This is a genomic window from Devosia sp. (assembly GCF_028290645.1).
Lineage (GTDB): Bacteria > Pseudomonadota > Alphaproteobacteria > Rhizobiales > Devosiaceae > Devosia_A.
In genome coordinates, this window is record NZ_JAQGJL010000349.1 from 1 (window position 1) to 17,064 (window position 17,064).

Sequence of the window (17,064 nt, forward strand, 5' to 3'; positions counted from 1 at the left end):
CTCGGCGTCCTCGCCCGCGAAAAGGTCGACGTGGTCATCACCGACATCAACATGCCGGTGATGGACGGCATCGAGTTCATCCGCAACGTGCGCGCGTCCGGCCAGCACAACAGCCTGCCGATCCTGATCCTCACCACCGAAACCAGCCAGGACAAGCGCGACCAGGGCCGCGCCGCCGGCGGCACCGGCTGGATCGTCAAGCCGTTCGATCCGGAAAAGCTGATCTCGGTGATCCACCGCGTAGTGCACTGACGCCTCCGAGGAGGCCTGTCCCCGCGTGTTCGGCAACCCAGAAGGGTTCGTGACCAAGTCCATGAGCGACCTCGACGATTTCAAGGCCACCTATTTCGACGAGTGCTCCGAGCTGCTGCTCGAACTGGAAGAGCAGTTCGCCGCCATCGAGGAGGGCGAGCGCTCCAGCGACCGGCTCAACGCGGTGTTCCGCGCCATCCACTCGATCAAGGGCGGCGGTGGGGCGTTCGGGTTCCAGGGGCTGGTGGGGTTCGCGCATGCCTACGAGACGCTGCTCGACCATGTGCGCGACGGGCGGGTGGAGCTGTCGGAACATGTGACTGCGCTCTGCATCAGGGCCAACGATATCGTCGCCGACTTCGTGGCGGCGGCGAGGGAGGGCCGGGCGCTCGCCCCCGGCTTCGGCGCCGAGGAGAAGCTGCAGTTCGACGCACTGACCTCGAACGACCCCGACGCTGCCGGGGAGCCGATGGACGAGTTCGACATCGATTTCGTGCCGGTGATGGTGACCATTGCCGGGGCCGAGGACGACGCGGCGGCGGCCGAGCCGCTGACGTTCGCCGGGTTGGACGACAGTTTCGAGGCGCCGCCGCTCCTGGCGGATGCCGGGCAGTGGACGATCCGCTTCACGCCGCATTCGGAGCTTTATGCACGGGCCAACGATCCGCTGCTGCTGCTGCGCGAATTGGGGACGCTGGGCGAGATCCAGGTGCGGGCGGTGCTCGACGAGATTCCGGCGCTGGCCGATTTCGAGCCGTTCGGGGTCTATTGCAGCTGGGAGATCACGCTCAGCTCGGCCACGGCGAGCGAGGCGGCGATTGCCGAGGTGTTCGAGTTCGTCGAGGGCAATTGCGACCTCGAAATCAGCCGCGGCGCGGCGGTGGCTGAGGAAGAGCTCGACGAAGCCATCGAGGCGATGCCGTCATTTGCGGAGCTGCTCGAGGCGCCGGTGGCAGTCGAGGCCGAGGTGCTGAGCTTTACGGAACTCGCCGAGGCGATGAAGCCGGCGCTGAAGGCGGCGCCGCCGCTGATGCCGCCGCCGCTGCTGAAGCAGGCGGCTCAGGTGGAAGAGTTTGAGGGCGACAACGACCGTCGTTCGGGGGTCGAGGACCGGCGCAACGGCGTGCAGTCGATCCGGGTCGATCTCGACAAGATCGACCGGGTGGTCAACATGGTGGGCGAGCTGGTGATCACCCAGTCGATGCTCACCCAGCAGATGGATGAGACGCTGCGGGCCCGCTACCAGGAATTGGTGCGCGGGCTCGAGGTCTTGGCGCAGACGACGCGCGGGCTGCAGGACTCGGTGATGGCGATCCGCGCCCAGCCGGTGAAGACGGTGTTTTCGCGCATGCCGCGGCTGGTGCGGGAGCTGGCGAGCAAGACCGGGAAGAAGATCCGGCTCGAGACGATCGGCGAGAATACCGAGATCGACAAGACCATCATCGAGCAGCTTTCCGACCCCCTCACCCACATGATCCGCAACTCGGCCGACCACGGCATCGAGACCCCGGAGAGGCGGGCGGCGGCGGGGAAGGCCGAGGGCGGGGTGATCCGGCTGTCGGCCGAGCAGGCGGGCGGCAATATCCTCATCGCGGTCGAGGACGATGGCGGCGGCATCAACCGCGAGCGGGTGCTGCAGGTGGCCCGCGATCGCGGCGTGGTCGGGCCCGAGCAGATGCTCAGTGACGAGCAGATCGACCAGCTGATCTTTGCGCCGGGGTTCTCGACGGCGTCGGAAGTCTCCGACATTTCCGGGCGTGGGGTGGGGATGGACGTGGTGCTCTCCAATATCAAGAAGATCGGCGGCTCGGTGCATGTGAAGAGCTGGACCGGCAAGGGCACGCGGATGACGCTGCGGCTGCCGCTGACGCTGGCTGTGCTCGACGTGATGCTGGTGAAGGTGGCGGGTTCGCCCTACGTGATCCCGCTGTCATCGATAGTCGAGACCATCCAGTGCGCGCGGGCCAACTTCTCGCGAATGCCGACCGGCGGCCAGGTGCTGCAGGTACGCGGCGAATATGTGCAGGTGGTCGACCTCGCGTCGCGCTTCGAGATGACGACTGAGGTGGCGCGCGACAACCGGTTCGTCGTGCTCTGCGAGGCCGAGGGCGGGGTGAAGGTGGCGCTGATTGTCGACGACATCATCGGCCAGCAGCAGGTGGTGATCAAATCGCTGGAGGAGAACTTCCAGTCGATCGAGGGCATTGCCGGCGGTACCATTCTCGGCGACGGCAACGTGGCGCTGATCGTCGACGTGCAGGGCCTCAAATCCGCAAACTCACCCCATAAGAGCGCTGCCTGACGCGGCGCCAGATGACGCCGGCCAGGAGGCCGGCACGAAAGGCAGAACACCATGGACTCCCTCGCGTTCAAGGACGACATCTCGGGCAGTGTCGCCGCGGCCAATTCCCTGCAGCTGATCGCATTCTCGATCGGGGAGCAGACCTACGGGGTGGAAATCACCACGGTGCGCGAGATCCGCGCCTGGAACGGGGCGACGCCGCTGCCCAATACGCGCGAGTTCGTGCGCGGGGTGATTAACCTGCGCGGCACGATCGTGCCGATCTTCGACCTGCGCGCGCGGTTCGGGGAGGGCGTGACCTCGCCAACGAAGAATCACGTGGTGGTGGTGATGTCGGTGGGCGAGAAGTGGGTGGGGATCCTGGTGGACGCGGTGTCGGACATCCTGACGGTGGCCAAGGACGACATTCACAACGTACCCGAGGGCAACTCGATCGATACCGAGCTGCTGAACGGCATCGTTACGCATGAGAACCGGATGGTCGGGCTGATCGACCTGCATGCGGTGGTGTCGGGGGCTAAGGTGGACGCCTGAGGCTGGGTATTCTGCGCGAAAGCGTCCCTCGCAACCTTTGCAGATGGCTGGATCGCAAACGGAGGTTCCCGCTTTCGCGGGAATGACTCCGCGTATGTGGGAGCCTTGGCGGGCACCATGGTGCCGCCAAGCCCGGGATCATCCTAGCGAAAGCTGGGACCCATCTGAAAGCCTGCGCCGGTGGATGGTTGGGTCCCAGATTTCGCTGGGATGACATCGAGTGTGAGGGGGCCCCAGTGGACCACGGCTCGGCCCCCCCATCGAGTGAGGTGGACTCTTCCGGCTTGACTCATAACCGGACTCTGGTGTTCTCTGTTTGTTCTAAACAACCAGGGAGGCTCATATGCCGGGCCTCGCAAGCCACGATCTCGAAGCTTTGCGGCGGAAAATCGCCGCGCTGGAAAAGCGCCCGCTGCTGGCCGAAGGGGCGGCGCTGGTGGCGCGGCGGATGGGAAAAGCTGCCCCGGCCGGGCCGGGCATGGCCGATCCGCTTGAGCTGCTCGCGGCACCGCGCGGGGTGCTGCATGAGGTGTTTGCCGACGAGCAGCGCCAGAGCGGAGCGGCGCTGGGTTTTACCCTCGGGCTCGCCCGGCAGCTGCTGACGGACGAGCGACAGGCGATTCTCTACCTGCAGCTCAAGGGTGAAACCCAGGAACTGGGCCTCCCCTATGGGGCGGGGCTGCACCAGTTCGGCGTCGATGCCGCGCAGATCATCATCGGCCGGGTCGAGAACATGACCGAGCTGCTCTGGGCGATGGAGGAGGCAATTGCCTGCCGCGCCGTGGCAGGGGTCATTGCCGACTTGGCGCGCCATCCCAAGGCGCTCGACTTCACCGTATCACGGCGGCTGAGCCTCCGGGCGGCGGCGGCAGGCACATCCGCCTTCCTCCTCCGCTATGGCCGGGAGCGCGAGGCCAGTGCGGCAAAACTGCGCTGGCGCATTTCGCCGGCCCTGAGCGGCGCGGTGGAGTTCGACCCGCGTGCCCCGGGACCACCGCGCTTCCTGATCGAGATCGAGAAAGGCCGGCTCGGCGACAAGACGCAGGGCGCCGAAGGCAGGAGCATGCTTGTGGACTGGACAGAAAATGGTTTCGCTTCAGTCGAACCCGAAAGACATGTCGGAGCTCCCCCTCAGCGAGCGGCGCCGCCATCTCGCCCTGTCGCTCCCGCGCTGGGCGACCGACTGTCTCAAGCGAGCTGACCCGGCCCTCGCCCGCTCGTCGCGGCCGCTCGCCCTGTGGGAGAAGCAGAAGGGCGCCATGCGCCTTGCGGCGGTGGATGCGGCAGCGGCACGGGCCAACCTTTCGCCCGGCCAGAACCTTTCGGATGCCCGCGCACTGGTGCCTGAACTGGAGCTGCGCGAAATCGACCGGGCCTATATCGGGCAGGTGTTTTCGGACTTTGCCGACTGGCATTCCAATGCCAGCCCGATCGTTGCGGTGCATCCGGACGTTGCTCCCTATGGCGACCTGATCCTCGACATTACCGGGGTGACGCACCTGTTCGGGGGCGAGGCAAAGATGCTGGCGCTGCTGGTGGGGCGGCTGCGGGCGCTGGGCTTTGCCATCTCGGGCGCGATTGCGGATACGGTGGGCGCGGCCTGGGCGCTCAGTCATTTCGCACCGAACAGCATCGTTCCCGAAGGCGGGATAGAGGCGGCGCTGGCGCCGCTCCCGGTGGTCGGGCTGCGCCTCGACGATGCGGTGGTCGCGGGGCTCAACCAGATGGGATTGAAGACCATCGGCCAGCTCTATGGGCGGGACCGGAGGGCGCTGCAGGCCCGGTTCGGCGCCGGGCTCATCACCCGGCTCGACCAGGCGCTGGGGCGGATCGAGGAGCGGATCACGCCGCGTATCCCGATTGCCGAGTATTATGCGGAGCGGCGCTTCGCCGAGCCGATCGGCTTCATGGACGACGTGCTGATGACGGCGCGCGACCTGGCGGTCCAGCTCGGCCTGACGCTTGAGGCCGAGGCGCTGGGGGCGCAGACCTTCCACCTCTTCCTCTACCGGGTCGACCACAAGGTGATGAACCTTACCGTCAATGCCGGGCGCGCGACGCGTGACCCCAACCATATCGCGCAGCTGTTCGTCCATCGCTCGGAGCGGCTCGAGGGCGAATATGATGCCGGCTTCGGCATCGACATGATCCGGCTCGCCGCCAGCTCGGTGGCGGAGGTAGAAAGCACCCAGCTCGGGGCGTTCGAGGTGCGCGACGGGGCGCAGGATCTCGATCGGCTCTATGACCGGATGACCAGCCGGCTGGGGCCGCTGGCGCTGGTGCGTAACAAGTTCGTCAACAGCCATGTTCCGGAACGGGCAGTGAAGCTCGAGCCGGTGATCGCCCGTACCGTGGATGATCCCGGGGCATTGCCCGATCCGGACCTGCGGCGTCCGCTGCGGCTGCTGCCGCAGCCCGAGCCGATCAATGTGCTGGCCGAAGTGCCCGACGGGCCGCCGATGCGGATGGTGTGGCGGCGCATTGCCTATCGCATCCTCAAGGCATCGGGACCCGAGCGTATCGAGGCCGAATGGTGGCGGTCGGGCCGGAACCTCGAAGTGCTGCTGCCGCCGCAGGCGCGCGAGGAGAGGGGAGATCCGCGAGATGACAGCCCCAAGCGGAAGCAGGCGCCGGCCGAGCCGGAGCATGTCTCGAAGTTGGAGGCGTTCGATCCGCTGACGACCGTCCGCGACTATTACATCATCGAGGATGATGGCGGGCGGCGGTTCTGGATCTTCCGCATCGGGCTTTATGGCGCTGCCGAAACGCCGCGCTGGTTCCTGCATGGGTTCTTCTCATGAGCGCGCCCTATGCCGAGCTGATGGTGACCAGCAATTTCTCGTTCTTGCGGAGCGGCTCGCATCCGGAGGAATTGGTGGCAGCTGCGATGGCGCTCGGCCTCAGCGGGGTGGGGATTGCCGACCGCAACAGCTTTGCCGGGGTGGTGCGGGGCTATGTGGCCCACCGGGACATGAAGGAGAAGGCGCCGGACTTCCGCTACGTGGTGGGGGTGCGGTTGTGCTTTGCGGACGGGACGCCGGACATCGTGGCCTACCCTTCGGACCGGGAGGCCTATGGCCGGCTCTGCCGGCTGTTGAGCCGCGGCAACCTCAGGACGGAGAGCGAGAAGGGGAACTGCCGGATCAATTTCGCCGACCTCGAGGATTTTCACGAGGGGCAGCTGTTCATCCTCCATTGCGACGAGAAGCGGCTTGACCACTCGAAGGCCGTCCTCGACCGGCTGGCGCGGCTGGCGGCGGGCCGGGTCTGGCTGGCGGCGGCGTGTACCTTCAAGGGCACCGATCGGGCGCGGCTCAACAGGCTTGCGCAGATGGCGGGGGAGGCGCGGGTACCGCTGATCGCGGTCAACGACGTGCTCTACCATGAGCCAAACCGCAAGATCGTGCAGGATGTGGTCACCTGCATCCGCGAGCACCTGACGCTCGAGACTGCGGGGCGCAGGCTGGAGCAGAATGCCGAGCGGCATTTGAAGCCGCCGCGCGAGATGGCCCGGCTGTTCGCCGAGCATCCGCAGGCGCTGGCGGAGACGCAGGAGCTGCTCGCGCGGATCGAATTCACCCTCGACCATCTGAAGTACATCTACCCCACCGAGACCATCGGCAATGGCGAGACGGCGCAGGAGACGCTGGAGCGGCTGACCTGGGAGGGGGCGAAGAAGCGTTATCCAGGGGGTATCTCAGAAAAGGTCGAGACCGGCCTTCACACCGAGCTCAGGCTGATCGCCGAGCTGAAATATGCCTCCTACTTCCTCACCGTGCAGGATGTGGTGCGCTATGCGCGCGACGAGCGCGGCATCCTCTGCCAGGGCCGTGGGTCGGCTGCCAATTCGGCCGTGTGCTATTGCCTCGGCATCACCGAGGTCAATCCGGACAAGGTCAACCTGGTGTTCGGGCGCTTCCTTTCGACCGAACGGAACGAGCCGCCCGATATCGACGTCGATTTCGAGCATGAGCGGCGCGAGGAGGTGATGCAGTATGTCTACAACAAGTATGGCGGGGCGCGGACCGGGCTGACGGCCACGGTGATCTCCTATCGTTCGAAGAGCGCGATCCGGGAGACCGCCAAGGTGTTCGGGATTTCCGACGACATCATCGCCGCGCTCAACCAGCTGCACTGGGGCTGGGGGTCGGCGGCCGACCTCAAGGGCGTCAAGATGGTCGGCATCGACCCCGACGATCCGACACTGACGCAGATGTTCAACGTGGTGGTGGTGCTCAAGTCCTTCCCGCGGCACCTCAGCCAGCATGTCGGCGGCTTCGTCATCACCCGCGATTCGCTCGAGAGCCTGGTGCCGATCTCGAAGACGGCGATGGAGAGCCGGACCATCATCGAGTGGGACAAGGACGACATCGACGCGCTGGGGATCCTCAAGGTCGATATCCTGGCCCTCGGCATGTTGACGTGCCTGCGCCGCTCATTCGAGCTGCTGCATCAGCATTATGGGCGCGATCTGAAACTGTCGGACCTGATGGCCGAGGAGGCAAAGCCCGAGATCAAGGCACCGGTCTATAGGATGACGCATCGGGCCGACACGATCGGGGTGTTCCAGATCGAGAGCCGGGCGCAGATGTCGATGCTGCCAAGGCTGAAACCGGTGGAATTCTACGATCTCGTCATTGAGGTGGCGATCGTTCGGCCGGGCCCGATCCAGGGCGGCATGGTGCATCCTTACCTGCAGCGCCGGCAGAACAAGGAGAAGGTTACGTTCCCCAAGCCTGAGCTCGAGGCGGTGCTAGGCCGCACGCTCGGGGTGCCGCTGTTCCAGGAACAGGCGATGCAGATCGCCATCGTCGGCGCGGGCTTTTCGGCGGGCAAGGCCGACCAGCTGCGCCGGGCGATGGCGGCGTGGAAGCGCAATGGCCGGCTGGCGCAGTTCGCCGACGAGTTCATCTCGGGCATGATCGCGAACGGCTATCCCGAGGATTTCGCCAAGCGCTGCTTCTCGCAGATCCAGGGGTTCGGCGAGTATGGGTTTCCGGAGAGCCATGCCGCCTCGTTTGCGCTCCTCGTCTATGCCTCGTGCTGGTTCAAGTGCCACTACCCGGATGTGTTTGCCTGCGCGCTGCTTAACAGCCAGCCGATGGGGTTCTATTCGCCGGCGCAGATCGTTCGGGACGCCATTGAGCATGGGGTGGAGATGCGTCCGGCGGACGTCAACCGGTCGGACTGGCTGCATGTGCTGGAGCCGGGCTTTCCGGCCCGTGAGCGGATCGCCAAGCAGCATGCCGAGATGCGGGACGATATCTTCTCGACCAGCGCCATCCGGCTTGGCCTAAGGCAGGTGGTGGGGCTGAAGCAGGACCACGCCAATTTGATCGTGGCGCGCCGGGGCGCCGGGTATGCGTCAATCCGCGATTTGTGGGTGAAGACCGGGCTGCCGGTGGCGACGCTCGAAAAACTGGCGGAGGCGGATGCGTTCAGCTCGCTGGGGCTGAGCCGCCGCGAGGCGTTGTGGGTGGTGCGGGGGCTCAATGGCTCCACTGGGGCCGAGCAATTGCCACTCTTTGCTTCGGCGCAGCGCAAGTCGCAGCCGGACGATGCCGAGATCGACCTGCCGCTGATGCCGGCCGGCGAGTCGGTGGTGCATGACTATCGCACGCTGTCCCTGTCGCTGAAGGGGCACCCGGTCGGCTTCCTGCGCCCCGAACTCGACCGCCGGGGGATCCTCCGCTGCGCCGACCTGATCGAGAGGCCCAACGGGGCCATCGTCGAGACCGCCGGGCTGGTGCTGGTGCGCCAGCAACCGGGGACGGCGAGCGGGGTGATCTTCATGACGCTGGAGGACGAGACGGGGATCGCAAATATCATCGTCTGGCCCAAGACCTTCCAGGCGAACCGCAAGATCGTGTTGGGGTCGCGGCTGATGGCGATCCGGGGGCAGCTGCAGCGCGAGGGGCTCGTCACCCACCTCGTCTCGCGAACCTTCACCGACTTCACCCCGCGGCTGATCGAGCTGGCGCAGGGGTTCGATCTGGGCGACGGGGCTTTGGCGCGCGGCGACGAGGGTCGAAGCGGGCAACCCCAGGGGCGCGACGAGGGCGAACGCCGGCGCCGGGAACAGCTGAGCCGCGAGGCGCATGCCGCCCTCCCCTCGGGTCGCAACTTCCATTAGGCTCGCGCCGCGTCGGCGGCTGCGACGCCTACCCCACTTTAACGATTGGCCTTGAGCCCCTACATTTCCCGGACCTGCCCTAAGGACTTCCCAAATGTTCGACTCCCTGCGCTCCATTTTCCAGAAACCCGATGCGACTGTGCTCAGCCTCGAGCCGAAGCTCGCGGTGGCGGCGCTGCTGGTGCACTTGGCGGCGATCGACGGGAATGTCAGCGACGACGAGCGGCGTGCGCTCGAGGGGACGCTGATGGACTATTACGGGCTCGGCGAGGACGAGGTGCGCAAGCTCATCGCCGAGGCGACCAGGCGCGACAACGAATCGGTCGATTTCTACCGCTTCACCTCGGCGCTCTCATCGCTCGACGACAGCGAGAAGATCGAGATAATACGGATGATGTGGCAGGTTGTGTTCGCCGATAGGCGCAACCATGAGCTCGAAGACAACATGGTTTGGCGGGTTGCCGAGCTGATCGGGGTGTCGTCACGCGATCGCACGGTGTTGCGCAAGCAGATGGCGCGGGTCTAGCCAAAGCCGTTCATGGTTGACTGAAGCCCCTGATGTTCTTTCTCCACAAGGAGAAGGCGGGCGATGGGGCAGCGAGAGCGTGTGGAGAGGGGCTGAACCCCTCACCCGAGCTACGTTACGGGCCTGACGGCCCTAGCTGCGCTACCCTCTCCCCTCAGGGGCGAGGGGCTGACACCTAGCCCAGCGCCTGCAGCAGGTTGCCGGAGACGTGGCCGTCGGGGAGCAGGCCGGCGCGGGCCTGGTAGTCCATTACGGCGGCGCGGGTCTTGGGGCCGATGACGCCGTCGGGGGTGCCGATTTGGTAGCCGCGCTGCAATAGCCGGGCCTGTAATTGCATGCGATCGGAGGCGGTGAGTGCAGTGTCTTTGGGCCATGCGGCGATGAAAGTCTTGCCGCCGAGCACGCGGTCGGCGAGGTGGCCGACGGCGAGCGCGTAGCTGTCGGAATTGTTGTAGCGCTTGATGACCTCGAAATTAGCGAGCACGGCGAAGACCGGGCCGTTGCCGCCCATCGGCATGTAGAGCCGGGCGGCATCGGTATCGCGGGGGAAGGCACGGCCGTTGGCGCGGACGACGCCGACGCCGCGCCAGTCGGCGAGGGTGGCGGTGATGCCTGACCAGACGTTATCGTAGTTGAAATCCCTGGGCAGCCGCACCTCGTAGCCCCAGGTCTCGCCCGGCCGCCAGCCGAAGGAGCGGAGGTAGTTGGCGGTGGAGGCGAGCGCATCGGGAACCGAGCCCCAGATGTCCTTGTGGCCGTCGCCGCGGAAATCGACGGCGTATTTCATGAAGCTCGACGGCATGAATTGCGGGTGGCCCATGGCGCCGGCCCAGGAGCCCACCATGTTCTTGGCGCGGACATGGCCGCCCTCGAGGATTTCGAGCGCGGTGACCAGCTCGTTGCCGAAATAGTCGGCGCGGTAGCCGCCATGGGTGAGGGTGGCGAGCGCGTGGACGGTGTTGGTGCCGCCCATGAAGCTGCCGAAATTGGTCTCGATGCCCCAGATGCCGAGCACCGCCTCGGGCTGGACGCCGTATTTCTCATTGACCGCGGCGAGGGTCTGGGCCCATTCGCCGCGCATGGCCTGGCCGGTGCCGGCCTGCTTGTCGGTGACACGCTTGCCGACATAATCGGCGGCGGTAGAGGCGAATTCGGGCTGCTTGCGGCTCAACTCCAGCACCTTCGGGAGCGGCGCGAAATCGCCCATGGCGATGTCGAACACCCGGCGCGAGACACCGCGGGCCCTGGCGCGCTTCCAAATGCCGTCGACGAACTTGTCGACGCTGCCGGCGAGGGCGGGCGCGACGAGAGTCGAGGCGACGAGCGCGGAGGCGCCGAGGGCAAAGGAACGGCGGGCGGCGGAGAACGCCCTGGGCCTGGAGAAGTGGAACATCTTGGCCTCGCTACGCGGTACTGAAATGCCGGGCACGGCGGCTGCCCAGGAGGGCAGGCCGTTTCCGTCGATTCTGCGGAAGCGAATTAAGATCGCGTTAAGCGCGCGCCGAGGGGTGTTCGCAATCGCGTGATCCGGGTGCCGGCGTCAGCGCTCCCAGGCTTCGAACTTGCCGATATATTCGGGCTCGTCCTTGGCGCAGTCGAAGTCCTTGGCCCTGGTATCGGCGGCCTTTCTCGCCAGGCCGTTGGGGTCCGGGTTGGCGAGGGCGTCGACATAGGCGATGTGGCAGGTGGCGCCGGGGGCGATCTTGGTGACGACCAGCACCTGGCCTTCGGGCTCGCCTTCCTCGCGCTTGGTGAAGAAGCGGAGGATGGTGGCGAAGGGTTTCCAGCTGCCCTCGGCGTTGGAGACGCGCCACTCGATCTTGTCGCCCAGGCGGTTGAAGGGGCCGAGGGTCTGCTCGGCGGCCTTCTCGGTGGTCGAGGTGAGGCCGTAGGAGACGAACATCCTGAGGTCGCCCTCGGCGATCATCACCGGCATGCCCTTGAGGCCGGAACAGGCCCACCTGGAGCCGAAATCGTCGGACTGGATCACCGTGCACTGGTCGAGATCGACGTCGGTGTAGCTCGATTCGATCTGCTGGGCGGCTGAGGGCCCGGCCAGCATGATTCCCGCGGCGACATAGAACGCGCTCAAGAAAACCCGTGCGCTCACGGCAAATCCTCCTTAAGGCTGCATGCCCCTCCGGCATTCGTATGCCTTGCAAAGATGGCCCCGGATAGGCCACAACGCGCCGAATTCCACGCCAAAGGCAGACCAATGAATATCGACGCGATCCCGATCGGCAAGAACCCTCCTGACGACCTCAATGTGATCATCGAGGTGCCGCTGGGCGGGGAGCCGATCAAATACGAGATCGACAAGGCTTCGGGTGCGCTGTTCGTCGACCGCTTCCTCTACACGCCGATGCGCTACCCGGGGAACTACGGGTTCGTACCGCATACGCTGTGCGGTGACGGCGACCCGCTCGACGTGATCGTGATGAACTCGCGGCCGCTCGTGCCCGGAGCGGTGGTGCGCTGCCGGCCGTTCGGGGTGCTGTTCATGGAAGACGATGGCGGCGCCGACGAGAAGATCCTGGCGCTGCCGGTGTCGAAGCTCACCAAGATGTATGACGGGATCCACGACATCACCGACATGCAGCCGATCCAGCTCGAGCGGGTGAAGCATTTCTTCACCCACTACAAGGATCTGGAGCCCGGCAAATGGGCCAAGATCGAAAAACTCGGCACCGTCGCGGACGCGCGGCAGGTGATCCTCGATTCGATCGAGCGGGCGAAGGCGGCGAAGTAGGGAACTTATTGCGCCGGTCTTGAAACCGCTAATAGTCGATCACATATATCGGCTAACGGTCGGCCGGGCGCTGTTCCCTCCGGCAGCCCAGGTAACCGACCACAAGCAAAGGCGCTCCCCTCACGGGTTGAGCGCCTTTCGCTTTTCAGCAGGGGGCAACCGAACATGACCGGCCGGATCGTCATCCTCAACGGTGTGCCGCGGGCGGGAAAATCCTCGATCGCGCAGGCAGTGATGAAGACCGTAGCGGGGCGCTGGATCAACCTGGGTGTCGACGCGATGAACGCGAGCTTGCCCCCCGAACAGCTGCCGGGGATCGGGCTCAGGCCCGGCGGCGAACGGCCGGAGCTCGAGCCGGTGGTGGTGCGGCTCTTTGCCGAACTCTACCGGTCGATTGCCGAGCGGGCGCGGGCGGGCGACGATGTCGTCGTCGATGTGGGTCACCATGACGGCTACTCGAGGCCGCTCGGCATCCTCGGGGCGTCGGCGCGGCAACTCGCGCGGCTGCCGGCGCTGTTCGTCGGGGTCCGGTGCCCGGTCGAGGTGATCATGGCGCGGCGCAACGCCGATCCGCGGGGCGGGTTCTATGCAGCGGGCGATGGCGTGCCGGAGCCGGTGCGACGGTGGCAGAAGGCGGTGCATGTGCCGGGGATCTACGATCTCGAGGTCGACACCAGCGTGACGACGCCGGAGGAATGCGCCGAGGCGATCGCGGCGGCGCTCAGGGCGCCGCCGCAGCCGAGTGCGTTCGAGATGCTGGCTCAGCTCTAGGCGACGACAAGAGGCCCCCGCACCAGGCCCTCAGCTTATGGATGGCCGGCGTGCGGGATGTCGACGCGGGTAGATGCGGCCGGTAGGGTTCTTGACGTCGATGGAGCCGGTCCACTGGTTGGCGACCATGAACAGGGTCCTGCCGTCGGCGCCGCCGAGCATCACGGCAAAGCACATGCGGTCGAGCTCGATCCGGTCGAGCACTTCGCCACCCTCGCGCAGGCGCATGACGGTGGGGCCGGCCGAGGTCCAGATGCAGCCCTCGGCGTCGGCGCAGATGCCGTCATGGCCCTGCCGGCCGATATTGGCCCACAGGCGCTGGTTGCCGAGGCTGCCGTCGGCGGCGATATCGAAGGCGGTGAGGTTGCCGGTGAAAGACTCGGCGCAGACGAGGGTTTTGCCGCCCGGGAGGATGGTCATACCGTTGGGGAAAGCGAGGCCGTCCGCGACTTTCCTCGCCTTGCCGTCGGGGGTGACCAGCGCGATGAAGCCGGGCTCGAACTGGCCGCCGGGGAATTCGAAGTTGATGTTGTTGACGTAGATGTGGCCGGCCGGGTGGACGACGATCTCGTTGCAGCCGCGGTCCGAGAGGCCGGAGAGATCGGCGAAGGTCGAGAAGCTGCCGTCGGGTTGCGGAGCTTCAGGTCGTTGTCGGCGGCGTGGACGAGCAGCATGCGGCCATCGGCGCGCCAGTCGATGGAGAAGGGGAGTGACGCAATCTTCGCCTCGACTTCGTGGTTGCCGGCTTCGTCGAGCGTGTAGAGCGTCTGGCCGACCCAGTCGGCGAACCAGAGCCTGCCGTCGTGCCAGCGCGGGCATTCGCCGAGCAGGATGCCATCCATGAGCTGGGTGACGCGGGTCATCGGGGCGTTCATTGCCGTCTCCATTGGTTGGCTCAAACCAATGTCGGGTGATGAAAGGCCATTTCGACAGGCGGGGAAAGAAATCGGGCGCCGGAGGGGATCTCCGGCGCCCGAAAGCTCAGTGATTCACGTGAAGCATCAGTGGCCCATGCCGGCCATTTCCGGGTTGGCCGGCGGCTTCTTGACGAAGAAGGCCGCGACGACGGCGAAGAGCGAGATGACGGCGCCGCAGAGGAACCCGGTGCGGATGCCGGCGGCGAGTGCGGTGACGGGCTCCGTGCCGGAGGCCGTCAGCGCGGCGGTCTGGATGGTCATCAGCGCCACGAACAGGGCGACGCCCGCTGCACCCGCCACCTGCTGGACCGAGCCGAGGATGGCGCTGCCATGCGAGTAGAGCTGCATGGGGAGCGAGCTCAGCGAGGCGGTGAAGAGCGGCGTGAACATTATCGCAAGGCCGATGCAGAGCGTGACGTGGCCGGCGAGGATCACCCAGACCGAAGTGTTCTGGTCGACCAAGGTGAGGCCCCAGAGCACGGCGCTGACGAGGATCGAGCCGGGGACCAGCAGCCGCGTCGTGCCCCACTTGTCGTAGAGCCGGCCGACGACGGGGCCGAGGAGGCCCATCGCCAGGCTGCCGGGCAGGAGCATCATGCCGATCTGCAGCGGATCGAGCTTCAACACGTTCTGCAGGAACAGCGGCAACAGGATGATGACGCCGAACAGGGCCATCATGGCGATGGCCATCATCGTCACCGACAGCGTGTAGTTGCGGATGGCGAAGGTGCGGAGGTCGAGCAGGGCCTTGTCCTCCTTCTGCAGGCTGAGCTGGCGCAAGACGAACAGCACCATGGTGACGAGACCGACGCCGAGCGGGATCCATGGCGACATGCCGTGCGCGCCGGCAGAGGCCGCTTCACCGAAGCCCGAGAGGCCGTAGACGATGCCGCCAAAGGCCAGCGCCGAGAGGATCACCGAGATGAAGTCGAGCGGGGTCGAGCGCGGGGTCGAGACGTTCTTCATGCGCCAGGCACCCAGAGCCAACGCTGCCAGCGCGATCGGCAGCACCAGGATGAACATGAAGCGCCACTCGAAATGGGTGAGGATGAAGCCGCCGATGGTCGGGCCGATGGCGGGCGCCACCGACATCACGATCGAGATGTTGCCCATGGTCTTGCCGCGCGACTCGGGCGGCACCAGCGTCATCACCGTGGTCATCAGCAGCGGCTTCATGATGGCGGTGCCGGTGTCCTGGATGACGCGGCCGAAGACGAGAAGCTCGAGGCCGGGAGAGACGGCGCAGATCAGCGTGCCCGCCGAGAAGATCGACATGGCGAGCATGTAGATCGGCCGGGTGTTGATGCGCTGCAGCAGGAAGCCGGTGATCGGAATGACCACGGCCATGGTGAGGAGGAACGCCGTGGTCAGCCATTGCGCGGCACTGGCGGTGACGCCGAGGTCGGTCATCAGCGGCTGGATGGCGACGCTCATGATCGTCTCGTTGAGGAAGACGACGAAGGTCGAGACCAGCAGCAGGGCGATGACCAGCCGGTTGCGGGCGGCGTTGGAGATATCGGATGGGGACGCGACGGGCGCGAAGCCGGCCGAATCGGAGGGGACGTCGTTCACGGTTTCGGAGGTCATTTGCGGCCTGCCTTGAACTGGAGGAATTCGAACAGGGAGACGTCGTTTGCCACAGGTGGGGTGGCCGGCACCAGCTCGCAAGGCGCATGGCGCCGATGCGATGGCGCTGGAGTTGCGGGGTAGGTCATGGGCAGCGGTCTCCTTGGCTTTCACTGGAAACGACGAGCGAAGCCGGGCGGAATCGACAGGGGTGGATCAGATAATCGCTTAAGCGAGTGATTAAGCGTTGGGGCGCGGAGTGTCAATGCTGAAGTTATCGGTTAAGTGATCCGGCGGTCGTGCCGCCGATCGTCGCGGCATCGTGCAGGGCCTGCTAACATTACCGAGCGGTTGGACCGGCGGGAGCGTCGAGGTCCTGGGAGAAAGCAGATGGAGTACAAGGAAGAGAAATTCGAAGGCCGCGGCGGGCTCAACATCGTTTACCGATCCTGGCGGCCGGACACCGCGCCGCGCGGGGTGGTGGTGATCGTTCCGGGCTTCAACTCGCATGGCGGGCATTATGGCTGGGCGGCCGAGGAGTTCGTCGAGGACGGGTTGGCGGTCTATGCCGTGGATCTGAGGGGGCGCGGCAAATCGGACGGGGAGCGCTTCTATGTCGAGAAGTTCGCCGACTATGTTGCCGACGTCGAAGGGCTGGTGGCGATCGCGAGGGAGCGCGAGCCGGGGCTCAAGCTGTTCCTGCTCGGCCACAGCGCCGGCGGGGTAGTGTCGTGCATCTATACGCTCGAGCACCAGGCGGAACTCGCCGGGCTGATCTGCGAGAGTTTTGCGCACCAGGTGCCGGCGCCGGATTTTGCGCTCGCGGTGCTGAAGGGGCTCAGCCATGTCGCGCCGCATGCCCAGGTGCTGAAGCTCAACAACGAGGACTTCTCGCGCGACCAGGCGGTGGTGGCGGCGATGGATGCGGACCCGCTGATCGCCAACGAGACGCAGCCGACCAAGACCGTGGCCGAGATGGTGCGCGCCGACGAGCGGCTGAAGGCGGAGTTTCCGCTGATCACGCTGCCGGTGATGATCCTGCACGGCACGCTCGACAAGGCGACCAAGCCGAGCGGCAGCCAGTTCTTCTACGATACCGCCGGTTCGCGGGACAAAACGCTGAAGCTCTATGACGGACACTACCACGACCTGCTCAACGACTTGGGGAAGGAAGCGGTGATGGACGATATCCAGGACTGGATCGACGCGCGGATCTGAGGGGTCAGCGACGGGAACCTTTCTCGCCCGGGGCCACTCCAATGCTGGAACGGGAGGATTGCCATGCTGACGGTGCTGAAGGAGCGGAGCGACGTG

The 17,064-nt window shown here is 65.9% G+C and carries 14 protein-coding genes; 10 read left to right on the forward strand and 4 right to left on the reverse strand.

The annotated features are described in order from the left end of the window. The 7 genes from JWQ89_RS18490 to JWQ89_RS18520 all read left to right on the forward strand — a co-directional run. A partial coding sequence (locus JWQ89_RS18490; protein ID WP_299643379.1) for a response regulator occupies positions 1-252 on the forward strand: 252 nt, incomplete at its 5' end. A gap of 49 nt (positions 253-301) precedes the next feature. Further along, positions 302-2,554: a chemotaxis protein CheA gene (locus tag JWQ89_RS18495; RefSeq protein ID WP_299643380.1), complete on the forward strand. Its 2,253-nt coding sequence runs from the start codon at positions 302-304 to the stop codon at positions 2,552-2,554. 51 nt (positions 2,555-2,605) lie between these two features. Continuing rightward, positions 2,606-3,088 (forward strand): chemotaxis protein CheW, encoded by a 483-nt coding sequence (locus tag JWQ89_RS18500; RefSeq protein WP_299643383.1) that lies wholly within the window; start codon positions 2,606-2,608, stop codon positions 3,086-3,088. Between the two features lie 343 nt (positions 3,089-3,431). Beyond that, positions 3,432-4,289, forward strand: a complete 858-nt coding sequence (locus JWQ89_RS18505) for a hypothetical protein (RefSeq protein ID WP_299643385.1) — start codon at positions 3,432-3,434, stop codon at positions 4,287-4,289. After that, positions 4,204-5,889: a DNA polymerase Y family protein gene (locus JWQ89_RS18510; protein ID WP_299643388.1), complete on the forward strand. Its 1,686-nt coding sequence runs from the start codon at positions 4,204-4,206 to the stop codon at positions 5,887-5,889. The genes JWQ89_RS18505 and JWQ89_RS18510 overlap by 86 nt, the downstream gene beginning before the upstream one ends. After that, the gene (locus JWQ89_RS18515; protein WP_299643390.1) at positions 5,886-9,221 is read left to right on the forward strand and encodes an error-prone DNA polymerase; all 3,336 of its coding nucleotides are present in this window, start codon (positions 5,886-5,888) and stop codon (positions 9,219-9,221) included. Before JWQ89_RS18510 ends, JWQ89_RS18515 begins: the two co-directional genes overlap by 4 nt. 94 nt (positions 9,222-9,315) lie before the next feature. Then, positions 9,316-9,747, forward strand: a complete 432-nt coding sequence (locus JWQ89_RS18520; protein WP_299643392.1) for a TerB family tellurite resistance protein — start codon at positions 9,316-9,318, stop codon at positions 9,745-9,747. 175 nt (positions 9,748-9,922) lie between these two features. Here the strand turns inward: JWQ89_RS18520 and JWQ89_RS18525 are convergent, their stop codons facing one another. Both JWQ89_RS18525 and JWQ89_RS18530 read right to left on the reverse strand, forming a co-directional pair. Next, entirely contained in the window at positions 9,923-11,140 is a 1,218-nt protein-coding gene (locus JWQ89_RS18525) for a lytic murein transglycosylase (RefSeq protein ID WP_299643394.1), read from the reverse strand. A gap of 147 nt (positions 11,141-11,287) precedes the next feature. Next, positions 11,288-11,857 carry a hypothetical protein gene (locus tag JWQ89_RS18530; RefSeq protein WP_299643397.1) on the reverse strand — a complete coding sequence of 190 codons (570 nt, stop codon included), beginning with the start codon at positions 11,855-11,857 and terminating at the stop codon, positions 11,288-11,290. Positions 11,858-11,962: 105 nt separating this feature from the next. On the opposite strand from JWQ89_RS18530, the gene ppa reads away from it, so the two are divergent. Together ppa and JWQ89_RS18540 are read left to right on the forward strand one after the other, a co-directional pair. Further along, positions 11,963-12,496 carry an inorganic diphosphatase gene (gene ppa / locus JWQ89_RS18535; protein WP_299643400.1) on the forward strand — a complete coding sequence of 178 codons (534 nt, stop codon included), beginning with the start codon at positions 11,963-11,965 and terminating at the stop codon, positions 12,494-12,496. Positions 12,497-12,661: 165 nt separating this feature from the next. Beyond that, on the forward strand, positions 12,662-13,267 hold the full coding sequence (locus JWQ89_RS18540; RefSeq protein ID WP_299643401.1) for a chloramphenicol phosphotransferase: 606 nt from the start codon (positions 12,662-12,664) through the stop codon (positions 13,265-13,267). A gap of 30 nt (positions 13,268-13,297) precedes the next feature. On the opposite strand, the gene JWQ89_RS18545 is transcribed toward JWQ89_RS18540, so the two are convergent. Beyond that, the gene (locus JWQ89_RS18545; RefSeq protein WP_299643403.1) at positions 13,298-14,086 is read right to left on the reverse strand and encodes an SMP-30/gluconolactonase/LRE family protein; all 789 of its coding nucleotides are present in this window, start codon (positions 14,084-14,086) and stop codon (positions 13,298-13,300) included. A gap of 182 nt (positions 14,087-14,268) precedes the next feature. Continuing rightward, positions 14,269-15,771: an MDR family MFS transporter gene (locus JWQ89_RS18550; RefSeq protein ID WP_299643405.1), complete on the reverse strand. Its 1,503-nt coding sequence runs from the start codon at positions 15,769-15,771 to the stop codon at positions 14,269-14,271. A gap of 369 nt (positions 15,772-16,140) precedes the next feature. Here JWQ89_RS18550 and JWQ89_RS18555 point away from each other — a divergent pair, with 369 nt between their 5' ends. Then, positions 16,141-16,968 carry an alpha/beta hydrolase gene (locus tag JWQ89_RS18555; RefSeq protein WP_299643408.1) on the forward strand — a complete coding sequence of 276 codons (828 nt, stop codon included), beginning with the start codon at positions 16,141-16,143 and terminating at the stop codon, positions 16,966-16,968. Positions 16,969-17,064 lie beyond the last annotated feature (96 nt).